Annotated in this window: 17 protein-coding genes; 8 read left to right on the top strand and 9 right to left on the bottom strand. The window is 64.9% G+C overall.

All coding sequences use genetic code 11. From position 1 onward, the window contains the following. The first annotated feature begins 144 nt into the window (after positions 1-144). Positions 145-1,530 (top strand): nucleotide 5'-monophosphate nucleosidase PpnN, encoded by a 1,386-nt coding sequence (gene ppnN / locus N6L25_RS10545; RefSeq protein ID WP_271979985.1) that lies wholly within the window; start codon positions 145-147, stop codon positions 1,528-1,530. A 32-nt stretch (positions 1,531-1,562) separates the two neighbouring features. Here ppnN and N6L25_RS10540 read toward each other — a convergent pair whose 3' ends face one another. Then, positions 1,563-1,892: a c-type cytochrome gene (locus N6L25_RS10540; protein ID WP_271979982.1), complete on the bottom strand. Its 330-nt coding sequence runs from the start codon at positions 1,890-1,892 to the stop codon at positions 1,563-1,565. Positions 1,893-2,190: 298 nt separating this feature from the next. Between N6L25_RS10540 and N6L25_RS10535 the strand changes: the two genes are divergently transcribed. After that, positions 2,191-3,291 carry an enoyl-CoA hydratase/isomerase family protein gene (locus N6L25_RS10535; protein ID WP_271979980.1) on the top strand — a complete coding sequence of 367 codons (1,101 nt, stop codon included), beginning with the start codon at positions 2,191-2,193 and terminating at the stop codon, positions 3,289-3,291. An 8-nt stretch (positions 3,292-3,299) separates the two neighbouring features. On the opposite strand, the gene N6L25_RS10530 is transcribed toward N6L25_RS10535, so the two are convergent. The 3 genes from N6L25_RS10530 to N6L25_RS10520 form a co-directional block, all read right to left on the bottom strand. Continuing rightward, positions 3,300-3,998, bottom strand: coding sequence for an ankyrin repeat domain-containing protein (locus N6L25_RS10530; protein ID WP_271979978.1), 699 nt, complete (start codon positions 3,996-3,998; stop codon positions 3,300-3,302). Between the two features lie 100 nt (positions 3,999-4,098). Next, positions 4,099-6,237, bottom strand: a complete 2,139-nt coding sequence (locus tag N6L25_RS10525) for a tRNA(Met) cytidine acetyltransferase TmcA (protein WP_271979976.1) — start codon at positions 6,235-6,237, stop codon at positions 4,099-4,101. Positions 6,238-6,239: 2 nt separating this feature from the next. Then, entirely contained in the window at positions 6,240-6,623 is a 384-nt protein-coding gene (locus N6L25_RS10520) for a DUF2237 family protein (RefSeq protein ID WP_271979974.1), read from the bottom strand. A 143-nt stretch (positions 6,624-6,766) separates the two neighbouring features. Here N6L25_RS10520 and N6L25_RS10515 point away from each other — a divergent pair, with 143 nt between their 5' ends. Together N6L25_RS10515 and N6L25_RS10510 are read left to right on the top strand one after the other, a co-directional pair. Continuing rightward, on the top strand, positions 6,767-9,019 hold the full coding sequence (locus N6L25_RS10515) for an ATP-dependent helicase (protein ID WP_271980011.1): 2,253 nt from the start codon (positions 6,767-6,769) through the stop codon (positions 9,017-9,019). Positions 9,020-9,233: 214 nt separating this feature from the next. Further along, positions 9,234-10,427, top strand: a complete 1,194-nt coding sequence (locus tag N6L25_RS10510) for an OmpA family protein (protein ID WP_271979972.1) — start codon at positions 9,234-9,236, stop codon at positions 10,425-10,427. A gap of 71 nt (positions 10,428-10,498) precedes the next feature. On the opposite strand, the gene N6L25_RS10505 is transcribed toward N6L25_RS10510, so the two are convergent. Both N6L25_RS10505 and N6L25_RS10500 read right to left on the bottom strand, forming a co-directional pair. Further along, on the bottom strand, positions 10,499-11,935 hold the full coding sequence (locus tag N6L25_RS10505; protein ID WP_271979970.1) for a hypothetical protein: 1,437 nt from the start codon (positions 11,933-11,935) through the stop codon (positions 10,499-10,501). After that, positions 11,925-12,149 (bottom strand): hypothetical protein, encoded by a 225-nt coding sequence (locus N6L25_RS10500; RefSeq protein ID WP_271979968.1) that lies wholly within the window; start codon positions 12,147-12,149, stop codon positions 11,925-11,927. Before N6L25_RS10500 ends, N6L25_RS10505 begins: the two co-directional genes overlap by 11 nt. Positions 12,150-12,263: 114 nt before the next feature. Between N6L25_RS10500 and N6L25_RS10495 the strand changes: the two genes are divergently transcribed. Continuing rightward, positions 12,264-13,007, top strand: coding sequence for an Abi-alpha family protein (locus tag N6L25_RS10495; RefSeq protein WP_271979966.1), 744 nt, complete (start codon positions 12,264-12,266; stop codon positions 13,005-13,007). Positions 13,008-13,048: 41 nt separating this feature from the next. Then, positions 13,049-14,275 (top strand): DUF445 family protein, encoded by a 1,227-nt coding sequence (locus N6L25_RS10490; RefSeq protein ID WP_271979964.1) that lies wholly within the window; start codon positions 13,049-13,051, stop codon positions 14,273-14,275. A 13-nt stretch (positions 14,276-14,288) separates the two neighbouring features. Here N6L25_RS10490 and N6L25_RS10485 read toward each other — a convergent pair whose 3' ends face one another. Further along, positions 14,289-15,503, bottom strand: a complete 1,215-nt coding sequence (locus N6L25_RS10485) for a methyltransferase (RefSeq protein WP_271979962.1) — start codon at positions 15,501-15,503, stop codon at positions 14,289-14,291. After that, complete coding sequence (locus tag N6L25_RS10480) at positions 15,504-16,802, bottom strand: D-amino acid dehydrogenase (protein ID WP_334312395.1); 1,299 nt, start codon at positions 16,800-16,802, stop codon at positions 15,504-15,506. It abuts the gene before it with no gap. A 195-nt stretch (positions 16,803-16,997) separates the two neighbouring features. Here N6L25_RS10480 and N6L25_RS10475 point away from each other — a divergent pair, with 195 nt between their 5' ends. Both N6L25_RS10475 and N6L25_RS10470 read left to right on the top strand, forming a co-directional pair. After that, positions 16,998-17,807 carry a TatD family hydrolase gene (locus N6L25_RS10475; protein ID WP_271979957.1) on the top strand — a complete coding sequence of 270 codons (810 nt, stop codon included), beginning with the start codon at positions 16,998-17,000 and terminating at the stop codon, positions 17,805-17,807. Between the two features lie 123 nt (positions 17,808-17,930). Beyond that, on the top strand, positions 17,931-19,139 hold the full coding sequence (locus tag N6L25_RS10470; RefSeq protein ID WP_271979955.1) for an HD-GYP domain-containing protein: 1,209 nt from the start codon (positions 17,931-17,933) through the stop codon (positions 19,137-19,139). Positions 19,140-19,157: 18 nt separating this feature from the next. On the opposite strand, the gene N6L25_RS10465 is transcribed toward N6L25_RS10470, so the two are convergent. After that, complete coding sequence (locus N6L25_RS10465; RefSeq protein WP_271979953.1) at positions 19,158-20,066, bottom strand: lysine exporter LysO family protein; 909 nt, start codon at positions 20,064-20,066, stop codon at positions 19,158-19,160. Between the last annotated feature and the right edge of the window lie 43 nt (positions 20,067-20,109).

Raw genomic sequence — 20,109 nt, 5'->3', positions numbered from 1 at the left:
AAGCGCCCAGTGTACCGTGTTCCGGCATGGCCTCAAAATTCGGCCAGCCAAGATCCCGATCCCAATCAGCGAAGTCGCCGGCCAAATGGACTAAGGTTATAGACAGGGTCTGGCATTATTTACCCCCAAGGAGACAGGCTGTTCATGATTGAAAACAAGATCAATGCATTGGTATCCCCGGAAGGCAGTCTCGAAATTCTTTCCAACCATGAGGTCAACCGACTCAAGGACAAAAGCGAAGGCGGCCTGTACCGCCTGTTCCGCCAGTGCGCTCTGGCGGTGCTGAACACCGGTATTGAGACCGATGACTGTAAGAGCCTGATGGAGCAACACGCGGATTTCGATGTCCGCCTGGTGCCCCAGCCGCGCGGACTCAAGCTGGAACTGATCAATGCCCCCGCCTCCGCCTTCGTCGACGGTCAGATGCTGCGGGCCAACCGGGAACACCTGTTCTCTGTGTTGCGGGACATCATCTACTCCAATTCCATCCCCATCTCCGCCGCCGGCTTCCGCCGCGACCAGCCGGAAGACATCACCAACCTGATCTTCCACATCCTGCGCAACGCCCGGGTGCTGCAGGCGGGGCGGCTACCGGATCTGGTGGTGTGCTGGGGCGGTCATTCCATCAACCGGGAGGAATACAGTTACAGCAAGGAGGTCGGTCACCAGCTGGGCCTGCGTGGCCTGAGCATCTGCACCGGCTGCGGCCCCGGCGCCATGAAAGGGCCGATGAAAGGGGCCACCATCGGTCACGCCAAGCAGCGGGTGAAGCACGGCCGTTACATCGGCATCACCGAGCCGGCGATCATCGGTGCCGAGGCGCCCAACCCCATCGTCAACGAACTGGTGATCATGCCGGACATCGAAAAACGGCTGGAGGCGTTTGTACGGGCAGGCCACGGCGTCATTGTGTTCCCCGGCGGCGTGGGCACGGCGGAGGAAATCCTCTACCTGCTCGGCATCCTGTTGCACCCAGACAACGAGGATCTGCCATTCCCGGTGGTGTTCACCGGACGCAAGGAGAATGCGGAGTACTTCGAGATGATCGACCGTTTCATTCGCCACGCCCTGGGCGACGAAGCCGCCAGCAAGTACGAAATCGTCATCGACGATCCGGTCCGGGTGGCGCAGATCATGAAAAAAGGCATGGAGGACGTGGCCACGTTCCGGCGCGCCATGCAGGACGCCTACCACTTCAACTGGATGCTGAAGATCGATCCGGTGTTCCAGCTGCCGTTCGAGCCCAACCATGACAACATGCGTTCCCTGGCCCTGCACCAGGAACAGCCGGTGCACCTGATTGCCGCCAATCTGCGCAAGGCCTTCAGCGGCATCGTGACCGGTAACGTCAAGGAAAGCGGCATTCGCCAGGTCCAGCAGAAGGGGCCGTTCGAGATTGCCGGCGACCCGGCGCTGCTGACCCCGCTGGAGGCGATGCTGGAAGCGTTCGTCAAACAGAACCGAATGAAACTACCCGGCGCCACGGCTTACAAGCCCAGCTACCGCATCATCCGGGGCGCAGCCGCCTGATGCGACGGCTGCGGTGACTGCCGCTGGCGGACTCAGCCGCCGGCCGGCAGGCTGGCGTAATAAGCCGCCAGATTGGCAATGTCCTCATCGCTCAGCGCCGCCGCCTGGCCCTGCATGATGGGGGCCTGGCCACCGTTGCGTTGCTTGGCCTTGTAGGCGTTCAGCGCGCTGACCAGATAGGCTTCGTTCTGGCCGGCGAGATTCGGGTAACCGGGAATCAGGGCGATCCCGTTTTGGCCATGGCAGGCACCGCAAACCGCGGCCCTGGCCTTGCCGGCCTCGATATCACCGGCCACCGCCAACGTTGGTAGCGCTGCCGCCAGCGTAACCACCCCGGTCACTGCGATCTGTTTCAAGTTCATGGATTCTACCCTCTCATCGTTATGGTTACCGGGCCCGGAGCTGGGCTCCCTTGGCCAACAAAAGTTATAACATAGCGTCGGCGACCCACAAATGCGATAGGTCAAGTTACTACTTTGGCCGCGAATACCCTCTACCGAAGCACACTTGCAACGAATGTCGAGTTCCTTTCCCGGCACACTCAGGCCAAAGTCTGTGGCAAGATGCCCGGCGTCCGGCGCACCTTCGGCAGCCGTGCCCGGGTGCACACCTGCGCCAACCAGACCCCCACAGTGCGAACATGCAAGCGGAGAAGTGATCATGCCCATTCAGGTTAACGAGCTGCCGTGCCAGAGCGGCGTCATTGGCGTCCTCACCCTGGATTCCCCGGCCTCGCTCAATGCCCTCAGCGAGGACATGATCGATGACATGCAGGCTGCCCTCGATCGCTGGGAGCAGGACCCGCGAGTCTGTCTGGTGTTACTGGACGCCGCCGGTGAGCGCGGTTTCTGTGCCGGCGGCAACATTGTCGCCCTGTACCAGGCCATCAGCACTGGCGACGTCGACACCCCTCAGCGGTTCTTCAGCAAGGAATACCGCCTGATTCACCACCTGCACCGCTTCGCCAAGCCAGTGGTGGGCTGGGCCCAGCGGGTGGTCATGGGCGGCGGCATGGGATTGCTGTCCGCCTGTCGCTACCGATTGGTGACGCCGGACCTGATGATGGCGATGCCGGAAATCAGCATAGGCCTGTTTCCCGATGTGGGCGCCAGCTGGTTCCTCAACCGCCTGCCGGCCGGACTCGGGCTGTTCCTGGGCCTGACCGGAGCCCGCCTGAACGCGACCGATGCCTTGCGGGTGGGGCTGGCGGATTTCGCCGTAGTCGCGGATCGCAAGGCCGCCCTGCTGGACCAACTCCAGAGTCAGAGCTGGACCGGCAACGTCGCCGGCGACGACAACCGCCTGCACCGGTTGCTCAACCGGCTCGAAGGTCCGGCCGCCGCCGAACTGCCCGCCAGCCGTCTGGCCGACCACGAACAACGGATTGCCTACCTGTGCCGCCAGGGCGAGCTGCCGGACATTGTCGACCGACTGCTGAGCGAGGCGGTCGACGACGACTGGTGGCAAGCCAGCATGGCCAATCTCCGCGCGGGCTGCCCGATGACCGCCTGGCTGGTGAGCGAGCAGCTACAGCGAGCCCAGCAGATGTCGCTGAAGGACATCCTGACCATGGAACTGGCCATGGCTCTGAACTGCTGCCAACGGACGGACCTGCCCGAAGGCATCCGGGCGCGGTTGGTGGAGCGTGACCAGAACCCGCAGTGGCGCGATCACAGCGTGCGCGCCGTCGCCCCGGACGCGGTGGCAGCCCATTTCATGCCACCCTGGGCCGAGGGCGACTGCCCGCTGCAGCTGGACTGAACCCGGCTTCAGCCGTCGGCGCCAGCCTGAATCAACAGCATCTGCAGATCGTGGTTGCGGATGGCCCGGGCCAGACCCAGCGCCGTCTGCCCCTCGGGGGAGCGGTAATTGACGTCGGCGCCGGCCGCCAGCAACGCCTCGGTGGTCAACAGATCGCCGCTGGCGACAACCTGCATCAACAGCGAGCGCCCGCCCTGGGCCACGTTGACGTTGGCGCCGGCGGACAACAACACCCGCATCACCGCCAGGTGCCCGGCCCGCGCCGCCAGCATCACCGGGGTCTGGCCGTCAGCGTCCCGGGCGTTGACCTCCGCCCCCGCTGACAGCAATAAACGCACCATCGGCCGATCACCCTGGGCGGCGGCCAACATCAGCGGGGTCACACCGTCGGTGCCGGTGTAATCCGGCGCCGCACCTCGGCTCAGCAGGTACCAGGCAATCCGGCCCTGGCCCTCGGCCACGGCCTTGGCCAGGGGGGTGCCCTGTTCGGTCAGGGTGTTCACCGCGGCTCCGGCGTCCACCAGCTGCTCCACCCGTTGCAGATCCGCGGCCGCCACCGCCTGCAGCAACGGTGTAGCGGTGGCGCTGGCGTGTTGCTGGGCCAGGTTGGCCGGCGTCGGGTCATGGGCGCAGCCGGTAATCAGGACAGTGCCAAGCGCGAACAGCAGACTGGCAAGGAGGGGTCGGGCAATTCCATTGGCCACCATAGTGAGGGTCTCTGAGTCTCGGTCATGAATCTGCATTCTCGGCAGATGGCGGCCATAGGTAAATCGAGCGGTTCACAAGTTGGCGCTTTACGGAGTGCGTTTAATCGCCGTCCAGCAGCGGCAACAACCTCCGCACCAACGTCCGCAGGCGCTGTTCAGCGTCGCGGCGGCCGCGACAATCGCCGCTGCGCTGGAGCCGGGTCCAGTCCCAGCCCTGCAGCACCGCACGCACCCAAAGCCTCGTCTCTGAGGCCAGTTGCCGGGCCATTCCGGCTTGCCCGCTGAAGGCTCGCAGCACCGGCAGGCTCAGCTCGAAGCCGCGATAGCCCTCGGCGAAGGCCCGAAGTTCACAAAGATCCTGAGGCCCCAATGGTGGTCGCGGCGGCAGCTCGGCGGTCAGCGTCAGCACCAGTTCCGGCGCCAGCTCCGCCCACACCGAGGGCACCAGTGTGGTCCAGTGCTCCGCCAGCCGTTCCCGCACCCGGCTCACCAGCGCCTGACCGGGTGCGCTCAGCCCCTGCAGCAATTGCACCGCGTGTTCGCCGCTGCTGCTCTCCCGGTGCAGCCCCAGGCGCACCAGTGGCAGCCGGCATTGCCGCCAGAACGCCAGCAGCTCCGGGCTGGCACCGAAGCTGGTGCCCAGGCCATCCAGCCGTTGCTCGCGGGCGTAGCCCAGCGCCGCCTGCACCAGGCCATGGCCGATGCCCTGGCGGCGCGCACCGGCCGCCACCGCCACCCGCACGATGCGCAGCAGGTGCAGGCTGGCCGCCTCCACAAAGCCGCTGTGACTGGCCAGGGACTGGGGCAACAGATGGCCCCGCAGCCGGCGCTTGCCCTGCATGACCTGCTCGGCCAGATCGGGCGCCAGCCCGCCTTCTCGGGAGGCCCACAGCACCCCCACCACCACCCCGTTACAGCTGGCTCGCCAGGTCACCGCGCCGGCGTCGTCCAGCCACTGGCGCAGATCCCCCGGGGTGGTGCGGTAGTGGGCATCCACCAGCAGGCCAAAGGCCTCGGTGAGTTCCTGGTCCGAGGCCGTCGCCGGTTGCCAGCGCGCGATCTGGATGGCCCCCGGGTCGGTGTCCGGGGCGGGCTCCGGGGCCGAGGCATCGAGCAGGAACAACCGGGCGGTGAGCGCCTCCAGCGGATCGTCGGCAGCCCAGCGAATGGGTTGGCTGACGGTTTCGGCGCGCCACTGGGGGGTATGGCGGTCGAGCACATCGCGGAAGCGGATCGAGAAGCCGCGGCCGGTGCCTTCGTAGCCGTGAATGGTGCTGGCAAAGACGCAGCGGGGCCAGCCCAGCAGGATTTCCTTAAGCTGTTGCGCCGGGATGGCGGCGGCCTCGTCCACCAACACCAGTTCGGCCTCGGGCCGCTGCTGGAGCAGCTCGTCGAGGGGCAGAAAGCGCAGGCTCTGGCCCTGGGCCAGCCGAACCGAGTGCGGGTCGTGATCGGGGACCAATTCCGCCCCGGCCTCGGCCCGGGCATGATGGAACAGGGTGGCCACGGCGGCGGCACTGGGTGCGGTCACGATCAGCTGCCGACGGCCCTGGCGCAGCAGCTGGATGGCCGCCAGCCCGAGCGCCGCGGACTTGCCCCGGCCCCGGTCAGCGGTCATCACCAGCGGTCGCCGGCGGCGGCCAAGGCCGGTGGTGACGATGGCGTCGATCAACCGCTGTTGTTCGGTGCTGACACCGGGCAGGAACGGCTGCGCCGGGACCGGCAGCTGCGGTAACACCCGGTGCCGGGATTGCGCCAGATCCAGCCGGATCACCGAGTGATCCGTCCGCAGGCAATCCGCCAGGCGACGGGCAAACGGATGCTGCCGATTGTCGGCCAGGCCGGTACGGCGATAATCCGGATCGTCAAAGCCGGCCCACTGGGACAACGGCGGCACCAGCCAGAACCACAGGCCACCGGCGCTCAGGGTGCCACTGAGGGCCGCCAGGCTGTCCGGGGGGTTGCCGCTCCAGCCATCCCACACCAACAGCTCGATTTCCCGTCCCAGCCATTGCCGCGCCGCTGTCGCGGCCAGCGGTATCAGGTGGGAGGCCGGATTGTCGGCGGCCGGTCCCACCCACAGGGCGGTGTCGACGTTGAGCGCCGGCAGCGTGGCGGCCAACCAGGCCAGCCCCTGCTCGCGCTCACCTTCCAGCAGCACCAGGCGACGTTGACCGCTCAGCCCGAGCCGCTGCTGCAACTGCTGCCAGGCGTGGGTGTCCGCCGTCAGCTTGATCATGCTCAGTTGAGATCGATGGCGTGACGCTTGAGATCGGCCAGCTCGCAGAGCTCCAGGGTGGCCTGGTGGGTGGCCCTAAGCTTCACCCGCGGTGCACAGTCGGCGGCCAGCGCCTCCTGCCAGCGGGCCGCGCACAGGCACCAGCTGTCGCCGGGGCGCAGGCCCGGAAAGCCGAAGGCCGGCATCGGGGTGCTGAGGTCGTTGCCGCGAGCCTTGGAAAAGGCCAGGAAGTCCTCGGTCACCACGGTACAGACGGTGTGCTGGCCAAGATCGTCGGGGCCGGTGTTGCAACAGCCATCGCGGTAGAAGCCGGTCTTCGGATCGGTGCCACAGCTTTCAAGAATCTCGCCCAATACGTTGACCGGATCTGACATTTCAACCGCCATGGTGATTTCTCCTTACAATAGTTTTGGATGACCGGAATCAACGGATGCCGGAATTCAGGAATTCCGGGCATCCCGGTGAAAAACAAGGGCCCTATTATGGTGGACGGCTTACCCCGGTGCCAGTTGCCGATTACAATGGCGCCATGCATAAGCCGCTGCCCGACTACCTCACCGACGAACAACGCGACATCATCACCGCGCCTTACGAGCACGCGGTGGTGACCGCCGTGGCTGGCAGCGGCAAGACCTTCACCCTGGCCTGGCGCATCCGCTACCTGTTGGAACAGGGCCATGACCCGGCACGACTGCTGGTGCTGATGTTCAACCGCAGTGCCCGCCGGGATTTCGAACGCAAGCTGCAAGACGTCACCCGCGACAGCGGCCTGGCGCTGCCGGAGATCCGCACCTACCACGCCATGGGCCTGCGGCTGTACCGGCGCTTTGTCCAGGATGGCCAGCTGCCAGCGTTCAGCGACGCCATCCTCAGCGAGCAGGAAATCAACTTCCAGGCCTGGCGGCTGACCCGGGAACTGGCGCCGGCGGAACTGGCGGACGAGATTCGCCGTAACAAGAAGGACTATGTTGAAACCGCGGTCAACTTCATCGACCTGGTCAAGACCACGCTGTCGCCGGTGGCGGTGGTGTTCGAGGAATTGGGCTACGCTGACAAGCACCGTTACCTGATCGACCTGTTTCACGGTTTCGAGGCCTGGCGCAAGGGCCAGAGCCGAATCAGCTACGCCGACATGCTCTATGAGCCGGTGCTGGCAATCCACCAGAGTCCCACGTTGCAGAAACTGGTCAGCAACAAGATGGACCTGATTCTGGTGGACGAATACCAGGACACCAATGAGATCCAGCACCTGCTGCTGCGCTATGTCGCCGGCGACCGGGCCCGGGTCACGGTGGTGGGCGATCCGGACCAGACCATCTACGAGTTCCGCGGCGCCCGGCCGGAGTTCATCCTCAATCGCTTCGGCGAGGAGTTCGACAGCCCGCTGGAGCTGAGCCTCAGCTACACCTTTCGCTACGGTCACCGGGTGGCGCTGCTGGCCAACCACCTGATCCACCACAACAGCGGCCGCAAGGCGGTGCTGTGCCACGCCCACGCCAGCACTCCCGCCACCACCATCGAGCTGCACCGCCAGGATAACGACGCCGAGGTGGTGCTGGCCGTGCTGGCACGGACCGAGGCTGACGCCCTCGCCGACACCGCCATCCTGTTTCGGGTGTGGAGCCAGAGCGTGCCCATCGAGCTGCAGCTGCTGGCCCGCCAGATTCCCTACCGCATCGACGCCGGCAAGGGCGCCCTGTTCAGCCGCGAGGTGCAGGCCATCACCGCCCTGTTGCAACTGGTGGCGGGCCAGCTGACCGCCCTGCCGGCCGCCGACCGGCTCGACATTGCCCGGCTGTTGCTGCGTTTCCCCCACGTTGGGCTCAAGGAAGGCGAACTGGACCAGCTGGCGCAGATGCTGGCCCGGATCCCGGACGGCTGGGGCGAGCGCCTGCTGGCGTTGGAGTTTTCCGCCTGGTCGCCGCTGGTGGGCCGCAAGTTGCGGGCGCTGGGGGAGGCGCTGGTCAAGCTGGCGGGTTTCCAGGGACCGGTGGCCACGCTGATCCACCGTTACGCCCAGCACACCGACTTGCTCGAGGGCATCCGCGGCCTGGCGCTGACCCACGAAGCCGCCGACGAACGGATTGAAACCATTCACGGTTTCCAGCGCTACCTGGCCGGCCTGGACATCGGCGCCCTCGAGGCCCTCAACCACCTCAAGGCACTGAAAACCCAAGCCGCTCAACCTCAGCGCAGCGGGGTGCTGATGTCCACCATCCACCGCACCAAGGGCCTGGAATGGACCCAGGTGATCATTCCCGGACTGCAAGAGAAGTACCTGCCCTACAGCCCCCGCCAGGGCGACGATCTCAAGGCCCACCTCGAAAGCGAACGCCGCCTGCTGTACGTGGCCATGACCCGGGCCCGTCAGGCCCTGCACCTGATCACCCGCGCCGCCGGCCAGGCCGCGCACCTGGATGGCGACCAGGGCCCGAGCCGTTTTGTCGGCGAACTGTGCTTTGGCTTATGCGACCAGTTTGGCCAGTGGCTGGATCAGCCTCCCAGCGACGCCACCGCCGGCCTTACCGTGACTCACCCTCTGACCCCGGTCAGCCTGCGCTATGCCGCCAGCACCGGAGTCGAGCTGGCGTCCGACCAGCCCTCCAGCGGCAGGATTGACGACGGCCCGCTGTGGGGCCACCCCCGGCTCCACCATGTCATTTTTGGCGCCGGTACGGTAATGACCGAGGACGGCAGCGCCTTCGAGGTTCGTTTCGACTCCGGCGAACAGCTCAATTTCAGCAAGAAGAGCGCCCACCTCTATTTTTCTGTCACCTCCTGACCCGGCTTCGGCCCCAAATGCCCGAAACCCGTTGGAACCCAGGCGAATATTAATTCGTCCTGTTATGAACTGGGCTTTTGGTCAGCAATGACGTAAGTTGCGGTTCCAGGAGAGAGGCCCTGCTCACGGGTCATCACCGGAACATAAAAAGTGCGTACGCCAGCCAGGCCAAGCGCCCCCCTTACGAATGAAACCATTGAACAGGAGGTTCGGCATGTCGATCATGCGTCCACTAGTAGTAACGGCCCTGGCGGCCGCCGTCGCCACCCCAGTGGCGGCAGAGCAAAAAGATTACATCTACATCAGCCCCTTCGCGGGCTACCAGCTGTTCGACTCCAAGCGCGACCTGAGCGAAACCGGCACCTTTGGCGTGGGTCTGGAATACCGCTTTACCCCGCGCTGGGCCGTCGAGGCGGTCTACTCCCGTGCCGACGCCGACCGCAAGCATGTGTCCGGCAGCAGCGATTTCGAAGAACTGCGTCTGGACGGCCTCTACTACCTGGCCGACGCTGACCAGGCCTGGAATCCGTACCTGGCCCTGGGCGCTGGCGATGCCGACTTCGGCTCTGGCCCGGTCTTCACCGCCGGCACCAACCACGACGAGACCCGGGTCAACATCGGTGGCGGTATCCGCTACAACATCACCGAGTCCGTCTCCCTGCGCGGCGACCTGCGGGAATTTCACGGCATTGATGAATCCACCTTCGACACCCAGGTGTCGCTGGGCCTGAGCATGGCCTTCAGCCGGGGGGGCGGCGGCAATGAACAGGTGGTGATGGATTCCGACAACGACGGCATCGCCGATGGCAACGACCAGTGTCCGGGCACGCCGGCCGGCGCCCAGGTCGACAGCCTCGGTTGTGAACTGGACAACGACAACGACGGCGTGGCCAACAGCCGCGACGAGTGCCCCAGCACCCCGGCGGGTGCCAGCGTCGACGGCCGCGGCTGCGAGACCGATTCCGACACCGACGGCGTGGTCGACAGCAAGGACGAGTGTCCAAACACCAGCGCCGGCGCCGACGTGGATGCCAGTGGCTGTGAAGGCGTCGCCGAAACCGTCGAGACCATCGAGCTGCGGGTGCAGTTCCCCAGCAACAGCGCCCAGATCGACGGCACCTACGACCGGGAAATCCAGCAAGTGGCGGATTTCATGGCTGAGCATCCAGAGACCAGCGTAGAGATTGCCGGTCACACCGACAGCGCCGGTAACGCCGACTACAACCAGTCGCTGTCCCAGCAGCGTGCCGAAGCGGTGGCTGGTCGCCTGACCGCAAGCCTGGGGGTAGCTGCCGACCGTGTCTCCGCCGTGGGCTACGGCGAGGCTGAGCCGGTGGCGGACAACGACACCGCCGGCGGTCGCGCCCAGAACCGTCGGGTGGAAGCACGCATCCAGGTGCGCCGCTAAGCCCTCGGTCCTGAGTTAAAAAAACCGCGGCCCTGGCCGCGGTTTTTTTTGTGCCCCCAATCAGGCCGCCGTCAGGAACGCCGGGAGCGGAACAGCGCGAGACCGGCGTTCTCGGCGTAGTTGCGCAGGGTGTCGTAAGTGCGGGCCGACTGCCACTGCACCACCTCGGCGATGCTCGCCAACTGCTCCGGAGCCTCCAGCCGCCCCAGCACCGACACCAGATTGCGCCAGTCGCGCCCGGCAAGGGCGTCGGTCCGGTTCAGCATGCGTTCCAGCAGGGCGCCATGATCCCCCGCCAGCAAGCCGGCAAACAACGCCTGGCCGCGACGGGACAGGGCCTTGGCGAACCGCACCAGGGTCGCCACCTGGCCACTGACGATGGCCGCCATGATCAACGGCCGCAACACAAAGCCTTCGGTGAACAACCCCAGGGTGGCGAGTTCCTCCAGCTCCGAATCCTGCAACCGGCTCGCCAGGGTCAGCACCAGATCGGCCCGGTTTTCCTGAATGGCGGTACGAACGAAGGCCTCCAGGATGCTGCCTCCCATTTTCAGGCCGGTATTGGCAACAATGGCCTGGAAGTCCGCATTCATCGCCTCAACCAACGGCAGGGTGTGCGCCATCAGTTCCTCGTCGTAGGCAGCCCGTATCAGGTGTTCCAGTGTCGACCGGTTGCGCAAGGCCGCCAGGTGGACAACGATACGGCGATGACTGGCTTTCAGCGTCCCCAGGGCTCGCAGAACCGGCCCCCACAAGCCATTCTGGTCGGCGAATTCGATCAGTTCATTGAGCACCGCCGGATCCCGCGACAACACCTGGTTGGCAATGCGCGATTTCAGATCCTGGCCGACCTGATCCATCACCCAGAGCAGCAACGGCCAGGCGCTCCTGTCTGTCGCTCCGGCGAGGATGATCCGGTTTAACCGGTCATTATCGATCAGCCGGATGATGTCACCGAGCTTTTCCGGCTGCTCCATGTAGAACGCCAGCCGCAACAGCGCCACATCGTCCTGAATCAGCGTCAGGCTCTCCCGGATCGCCGGCGGCGTCAGCACATCGGCCAGCTGGCCCGCCTGAACGTAGCATTGGCGCTGAACCAGATGGGCCGCCGACGCCGCCAGCTGGTCTGGCGCTATGTGGGCCACCAGTGTACGCAACACTCTTGGGTCGGCCTGCAGCGTGGTGTCCGCGAGGAACTCGACAGGCAGGGGGCGGGCCAGGCGGCCCACCAGGAGAGGATTCAGGTGCGGCAACAGGCGCGCGGTCAATAGTGGCCCCAGATCGAGCGCCAAGCGGGATGCCTTGCCCCGGGGCAGGAAACGGGCGGCCTTGGCGAGTCGACGGAACATCGGCCCCTGCACCTGAGCCAGTTCATCCAGCGCTTCGTAGCGCAGCGCCCGGATGTCGTCGGCACTGACCTCGCCAGCACGGCACCAGTGCGGGTCCAGCGGGCCGATCACCGCCGCCAGCTTGTCCAGCTCGGCCTGACATTGCAGTTTAGCGATCATCCGAGGCCCCTTCCGTGGCACTGACAGCCTTGCGGGCACCCAGCCCCAACGCCAACCGTCCCAGCAACGACATACGCTGTCGGGCCCGATCCAGTTCCGCCTCGATCTCCCCCGCCTGCTGATCCCGTCGCGCCTGCGCCTGGGTGCGAACCACCTCGGCAAAATCAACATCGGGCGACGTCGCGACGCCCCGGTCACCGTGTCTGAAGGTCATGGCCCACCTTTTTTGTTTGGTGTGTTGTCTGTGTGCTGCCCATAGTTTATTTTAGTTTCGTGATTGAAGTCACATGGACCCAGGCAAGAACAACAAAATTCTCACGAGCTCGCTATGCCAAACCACCGTAACGGGGAGCAATACCCCGCCGTGGCAGACACCGCACGCAACGGTCAGAACCGCTCCATTGTCGGACGTCTGGCCAGTACCGGCCTGCGAACCGCCACCCAGCTGTACAGCGATGTCGAGAACCGGGTTCTCCAGGTCATCAAGGACAAGCTTGAAGGCGTTGAGGCTCATCCCACCCAGTCCGGCGGCTCCGTCACCGGCTCAGGGCCGTTTCCCTTGCAGGTGCTGCGCCCCGACGTCACTCAGCTACTGGCCGATCTGCACCACCGCTCCATCCACCAAACCTGCAATTCGGCCCAAGATGACTTGTTGCGAGTACTGATCTTGCAACTGACCCCCGATGAACTCCGGGTGCTGGCGCTGATGTCCGATGGTGAACCGCATCCGGCCTGCCACCTGGAGGCGGTTGGCCGGCTCGGTAAAACGGTGTACCGTGCCCGTAGCTACCTGAGCCGGACAGCCCAGGAATCGGGGCTCATGCTGCCGCAATGGGCGCCAACCTACCTGCAGCACTTACTGTCCCTGGGCCTGCTGAAGGCCGGCCCCGAACTGAAGCGCGAACAAACCCGATACGAAACCATCGAGAACGGCCTTGAAGTGCGTTCGGTGGTGGCGGAACTGGACGCGGCCGCCAGCCTGAAGCCCCGCTTCCAACGATTCTCTCTGGGCTTGTCCGATCTGGGCGATTGGTTCTGGCAAACGTCACTCGCGGCAAGGGAGTCGCGCTAGCCCATCCCCCCCGTTTAACCGTGTAGTTGGACCCCCAAGCAATGATGGAAGCTGTTCTCAAGGAGTTTCTGGATAATCTCTGGCTGTACCTGTCGATGCCGATGATCAGTGGCATGGTGGGCTACGTGACCAACGTGATTGCCATCAAGATGATGTTCCAGCCGCTGGAGTTCGTCGGTAAGCCCCCACTGCTGGGCTGGCAGGGCATCATCCCGCGCCGGGCGGCGAAGATGGCGGCGATTTCGGTGGAGACCATCACCTCGCACCTGATTACCCAGGAGGAGATTTTCGCCCGCCTCGACGCCGACAAGGTGGCCGACGTGCTCGAACCCGCGCTCAACGACATCGTCGACGACATCGTCGACCAGGTGATGCTGGAGTATGAACCAGGGTTCTGGGAAGCCATGCCGCAGATGGTGAAACGCAAGATCTACCAACGGGTGAAGCGGGATGCGCCCAGACTGATCAACGACATCATGGGCCAGCTCAAGCTTAATATCTCCCAGATGTACGATCTGGAAGACATGGTGGTCACCAAGCTCTGCCAGGACAAGGGCCTGCTCAACAAGATCTTTCTGGAAGTCGGCGCGGCGGAGTTCCGCTTCATCGGCCGTTCCGGGTTTTACTTCGGGCTGATGTTCGGGCTGGTACAAATGCTGGTCTGGCTCTGCTTCCAGCAGGGCTGGTTGCTACCGGCGTTCGGGCTGCTGGTGGGTTATGCCACCAACGCCATCGCCCTGAAGATGATCTTCAGCCCCAAGGAGCCGGTGCGGATTGGCCCCATTGCCTTCCAGGGCCTGTTTATGAAGCGCCAGCAGGAAGTCGCCCGGGATTATGGCCGCCTGGTGTCGTCCTACGTGCTGACCCCGGCCAACATCGTCGAAGGCATTCTCAAGGGCCCCTACTCGGACAAAGTCTTCGACATGATTGGTCGCCACGTACAACGGGCGGTGGACGAGCAGACCACCATCGCCAAGCCACTGGTCACCTTTGCCGTGGGCACCCAGACCTACCGCGACATGAAGGCCAGTGCGGTGCAACGGGTGATCGCCAAGTTACCGACGACACTGAAACATATTGAGGCCTACGCCGACGAAGCCCTGGACTTGGAGAACACCCTTTCCACCCGCTTGCAGTCACTCAAGCCGGACGAATTTGAAGCCATGCTGCGCCCCGCCTTCGAGCAGGATGAGTGGATTCTGATCACGGTGGGAGCCGCTCTCGGGCTGGCGGTCGGGGTGTTCCAGCTGCTGGTGATGTTCGCGTAGCCGATCGGGGGCACTACCGCAAGCCCTGACGATGGGCGTCCAGCAGCAGGTTGCGAGGGGTCAGGGCGCGCTCACAGAAGGTACCCAATCGCACCGCAAAACCCTGCTCCTGCAGGTACAGGGCGTAGTCCAGCACCAACCAGAGCTCCAGCGGCCGACGAAACAGGTGACGGACCAACTCCAGCCGGCGCACCCGGGCGTGGCGGCTGCGGCCGTGTTGTTCCCAGTACGCAAAGTCCGGCTGCGGCGGTAATTCGAGGCCCTTGCACTGCGCCGCCCAGCGGCAGAACCCGGCAAAATCGCCCTGGTTGAGCCGGGTTGGATGAGACGGTATCGGCAGGTACTCATCGCGCCCGCGAAGCGTTCGCTGCAAACCATCGAACCCCAGGCGCCAGGCGCTCAGCCGGTGACGCTGACGGCGCTCCCGCCCCGGCGCGGTGACCGTTTCCTGCACCACCAGCCGCAGGTCATCGCGACTCAGCCGGCATCGGCCGTGTGCAGCGTTCACCCGCCGTGACATCGGCATGTGCTCAGCCGCCGCGGTGCGGTGATAGCAACAGGGGACGACACTGAGCCGGCTCACCCCGCAACCCACACCGGTGGTCAGCAGTTGTCGATGCAGGTCGCCACAGGCATGCAACGCCACACCTTGATCCGCCCCCGGCCAGACCAACGCCGGGGCGAGCACGTCCTGCCGGCGCAAGGTCACCGCCGCGCCGCTGTCACGGGCCAGCCGGTTGCCTTCGTTCACCAGGGCTGCGTCCCACTCCAGGCCGTACACCGAACCGGCGCCTGCGGCGGCCAGGGTCCGCGCCAGATGGCCCTTGCCGCAACACCAGTCCACCACCGCTGGGCTGAATGGCCGCAACGCCGCCGCCATGGCGCCGGCCTGAAGCCGTTTGCGGCCAGGCATGTCGCGGGCCAGAGCCTCGGCAAGCGTGCTGTCGGGCCCAGACAGCGCCGGCACTGCGATCAGCCCCCGTCGCCGCCCCAGCTGCGGCAACCAAGCCGCCGCCTGCTGGGCAAATCGATCGGGGTCGTGCTCGTAATGCGCGACTTCGCCGTCGTCGAGCGCATCCAGCCAGCGCTCGAACTCCGGCCATTGGCCAGCCCACGGCGGCGTCGGCGTGGTGAATGGCACCGGTCGCCACAACGGCTGCAGTGCCACCAGCCATCGATCCAGCGCCTGCCAGCGGGCATCAACATCAAACTCGGTGCCATCAAGCATCTAGTGTCCCGCCTGAAACCGGTCCGGCCGGAAGGCGTCCAGCGCCATCGCGGTGGGTTCGCCATCCACCAGCTGCGCCAGCAGTTCGGCGCTGCCGGCGGACAGGGTCCAGCCAAAGGTGCCGTGACCGGTGTTGAGATAGAGGTTGTCCCTCGGCCCCCGTCCGAGTATGGCTGGCCCATCCGGTGTCATCGGACGGAAACCGGTCCAGGCGTCGGCGTGATCGAGATCGGCGCAGCCGGGGAAGCGAGCGGCCACGGACTTGCGAATGGTGGCCAGTCTGGCGGCAGGAATGGAGCGGCGATAATCCGCCAGTTCGACAAAGCCGGTTGCCCGCAAGCGGTCGCCCAGGCGGGTCGACACCACCTTGTAATTGTCGTCGTGGACGGTAGAGACCGGCGCCCGCTGCGCGTCGGTGATCGGCGCGGTGAGCGAATAGCCCTTGACCGGGTAGATCGGCAGGCGCAGCCCCAGCTCTGCCAGCAGCCCCGGCGACCAGCACCCGGCGCAGACCACCGCGGCGTCGATATCCAGGGTGACGTTGCGACCCTCCGCCGGCCTCAGCATCAGGCCGTGCAAGCGCTGGCGGTCCGCCAGCAGTCGCTCCACCTGATGCTGATACAGGAAGCGTACGCCACGATCCAGACAAATCTGGGCCAGGGCCTGGGAAAACAGGTGGCAGTCGCCGGTGCCGTCCGTTTCGTAGCGAATGGCACCGTGTAGTGGCCCATCGCCGACCATCCCCGGCTCCAGCGCGCGAACCTCACGGGGGCCGAGCAGACGATAGGGAATGGCCAGCTCGTCCAGCACCGTCGCGGTGGCGCGGTACTCCGCCATCATCGCCGGCGAGCTCGCCAATTGCAGCAGGCCGCGATGACCGCCATCGAAGGTCAGCGACAGTTCCTGCTCCAGCGTCTCGAAACAGCGCCGGCTGAATAGACCCATCCGCAGCATGGCCCGCTTGTTGCCACCATAAACGCCGGGGGCATAGGCGAAGCGCAGACTGGCCAGCAGGAAACGCCAGCTTTCCAACGACGGCGGCAGCGACAGCTTCAGCGGGCCGTCGGTCTTCAGCAACCAGGGCAAAGCCTGGCGTACCATCGCCGCCGAGGCCCAGGGATAGACCACGCCGTAGGAGCGCTGGCCGGCATTGCCGAAACTGGTTTCCAGACCGGCGTTGGCGTGACGTTCGATCACCGTGACGTCGTGGCCGCGCTTGCGCAGCGCGTAAGCCGTGGTGACGCCCACCACCCCGGCGCCAATGACCGCTATGTGCATGCTGTCTTGCTCCCTTGCCAACCAACCTTGCCTCACCGGCGAGCCGTCCAGCCTAACCGGAGCCAGCCAGCATCCGGACTAGGTAGTTGTACGCACCCGCGCCATCTCCCTGCCCTGGCGATCCGGACGGATTACCGGGTGGTTTGGGGATCGCCCAGGGTGCAGTGGTAAACTATCTCGGTTTACCGCCCACAGATTAGCAGGCACAGGCCATCCATGAGTCGCAACAAACGCCAAATCCCCGTTTTCAACCATCCGCTGATTGAGACCCATTGCCATCTCGATTACCTGAAAGACCGGCCGCTGGAAGACACCCTGGCCCAGGCCCGGCAAGTCAATGTGGAGAAGCTGATCACCATCGCGGTGTCGCCGGACAACCTGGCCCGGGTTCGGGAGCTGAGCAGGCTGGCGCCCTGGGTCTACGGCACCCAGGGTATCCACCCACACGATGCCGAACAATACAGCAACGCCGTGGAGGCGGACATCCGCGCCCATGCCGGTGATGACAAAATTGTCGCCATTGGCGAGATTGGTCTCGACTACTTCTATGACAACGCCGACCGTGCCGTTCAGCGCGACGTGTTTCGGCGCCAGTTACAGATTGCCTGCGACACCGACCAACCGGTCGTGATTCACAGCCGTGAGGCGGACGACGACACCATCGCCATCCTGCAGGAGTTCGAGCGCGCCTTGAGCCGCCGCGGGGTCATCCACAGCTTTACCTCGGGCCCGGGCCTGGCGCGCTATGCCCTCGACCAGGGCTGGTGCCTGGGATTCAATGGCATCGCCACCTTCAACAAGGCCGAGAATGTACGGGACATCATCCGGATGAGCCCGCTCGAGCAGATCCTGCTGGAGACCGATGCCCCCTTCCTGACACCGGTGCCGTACCGGGGCCGTGAGAACGCACCGTGCTACATCCCGTTTGTCGCCGAGAAGGTGGCGGAGGTCAAGGAGCTGGCCATCGAGCAGGTGCTGACCACTACCTACCAGAACAGCCTGCGGACCTTTCATCGCCTGAAATAATGTCGGCTAACTTGCTAGACGCGGACGGGGACTTATAGTGTGGTAGAGAGCCCCCTGCCCAACGCCGTCCCAGTTGGCCGGCCGTGGCTCCTCTTTCCCATCGATGGAGCGCGAGACGGACCGATGATAAAACGCGTGCCAGTCACCAACCTGCGGGTTGGTATGTATATCACGGACATGAACAACGACTGGATCCCACACAACACCCGCAATCGGCGGGGGTTCCTACGTGACGACGTTACCATCGACAAGATTCGCCAGATGGGGGTGCAATACGTCTACATCGACGCCAACCGGGGTCTGGACTGCCCCGAAGGCGAGTCTGTATGGGAGGTGAATCGGCGCAACGAAGCCCTGCTGGAGGCCGCGGGCGAACTGACGCCCAGCCAGCCGCGGCAGCGGCCGTTGGCGGACGAACTGCAAGTCGCCGCGCAGATTCATGGCGAGGCGCAGTCGCTGGTCAACAACGTCATGCAGGACGTCAAGCTGGGTCGCGCCATTGATATAGCGCCGTTTAACGAACTGGCCGAGGAGCTGCAGGCGTCGGTGCTGCGCAACCCCAACGCCCTGTGCTGCCTGGGCCGGATCCGTGAAAAGGATCGCTACCTGATGGAGCACTCGGTCAACCTGAGCGTGCTGATGTCGCTCTACGGCAGGGGCATGGGGCACTCCGCCGACGTGCTGAAACAGACCATCGTCGGTGCCCTGCTGCACGATATCGGCAAGATTCTGACCCCGGAACAGATTCTCCACAAGCCCGGACGCCTGACCCTGGACGAGCTGGAAATCATGAAAAAGCACGCCAGGGATTCCCGGGACATCCTGCTGACGACCCAGGGCATTGGTGAGTTGACCGTGCTGACCGCCGCCCAGCACCATGAACGGATGGATGGCAGCGGTTATCCGGAAGGGCTGACGGGGGATGAGATTTCCATCTATGGCCGCATGGTGGCCATCGCCGACGTTTACGACGCCTTGACCGCGGACCGGGTTTACCACAAAGGGCTGACGCCCACCCAGGGCCTGAAGAAGTTGCTGGAGTGGAGTGGCACCCACCTGGACCCGGACCTGGTCCGCCAGTTTATTCGGTGCATCGGCATTTACCCGGTGGGGTCGCTGGTGTTGCTGGAGAGCGGCCGCCTGGGCGTGGTCATTGAAACCAACGACGACGACCAGCGACTGCCGACGGTGCGGCTGGTGTACCACACCAAGTTCCATTTGCCGATAGCCATGGAGGTGCTGGATCTGGCCCGGGCCAGCAACCAGGACCGCATTGAACGGGCGGTGGATCCGGCCGACTACGGCATCGACACCAGGAAGCTGATGATTTAATCGGCAGGCCCGGGTGGGTTAATCCATCGACAGGAACAGCCCCATCAGGATCGGCGACACAAACGACAGCAAAAAGCCGGAAGCAATGGCCACCGGCACACAGGCCAGCCCGCCGCTGCTGCGGATGATGGGCAGGGTAAAGTCCATGGCGGTGGCACCGCCGTAGCCGATGGCCAGCGCCGGTCGCCGGGTAATGAGCAGGGGAATCAGCGCCAGCGCGATGATCTCCCGCAGCACGTCGTTGAGAAACGCCACGCCACCCCAGGCCGGCCCCAGGGCGTCCCCGATCACGATGCCCGACAATGAATACCAGCCAAAGCCGGAAGCCAACGCCAGGGCGTCGTGCCAGGGCAGCGCCAGCCACGGTGCCACGACCGCGCCCGCCACCAGGGAACTGGCCGCCAGCGCCAGCGCGATCCCCAGCCCCTGCCGGTTCATCAGTAATCGCCGCAACGACAGCCCGGCATTGCGCAGCTGCAGGCCGATCAGGAACAACAGCAGCATCAGCGCCCAGGTTGCCACCGAATCCACCCAGGACACCGCCGGCAACAGCCACTGCCCCGCCAGAACGCCGGCCATCACCGCCGCCAGGGGCTTCAGTGCCGCCAGGAACAGGCGACGATAATGGGTAACGCCCCGACCGTTGTCGTCAACCAGCGTCATGGGCTGCCAGTAATGCCAGGCCCTGAGTGCCAGCAGGTTGCAGAGCAACAGTGCCAACACCAGCAGCGCCACTTGCCAGGCCATCCGACCAAGCTGGGCCCAGAGCCCATCCAGTTGACCCAGGCCCAGACCGAGCAGCGCCAGGATGAAGTACACCAGTGCTTCCACGGTCAGGTGAATGACCGTCATCAGGGTGCGCTGCTGCAGTTTCAGGGCGAACCCGAGGAACAGCGGCGCCAGTATCAGCAGCGCGTCTGTAAACATGAATCGTCCAACGCAGAGGGAAAGAACCTGGGGTGGCAGGACC

The organism is Marinobacter sp. SS21 (genome assembly GCF_028369065.1).
Classification (GTDB): domain Bacteria; phylum Pseudomonadota; class Gammaproteobacteria; order Pseudomonadales; family Oleiphilaceae; genus Marinobacter.
Note: the sequence above shows the minus strand (reverse complement) of the source record. Positions and strands in the feature narration are given on the sequence as shown.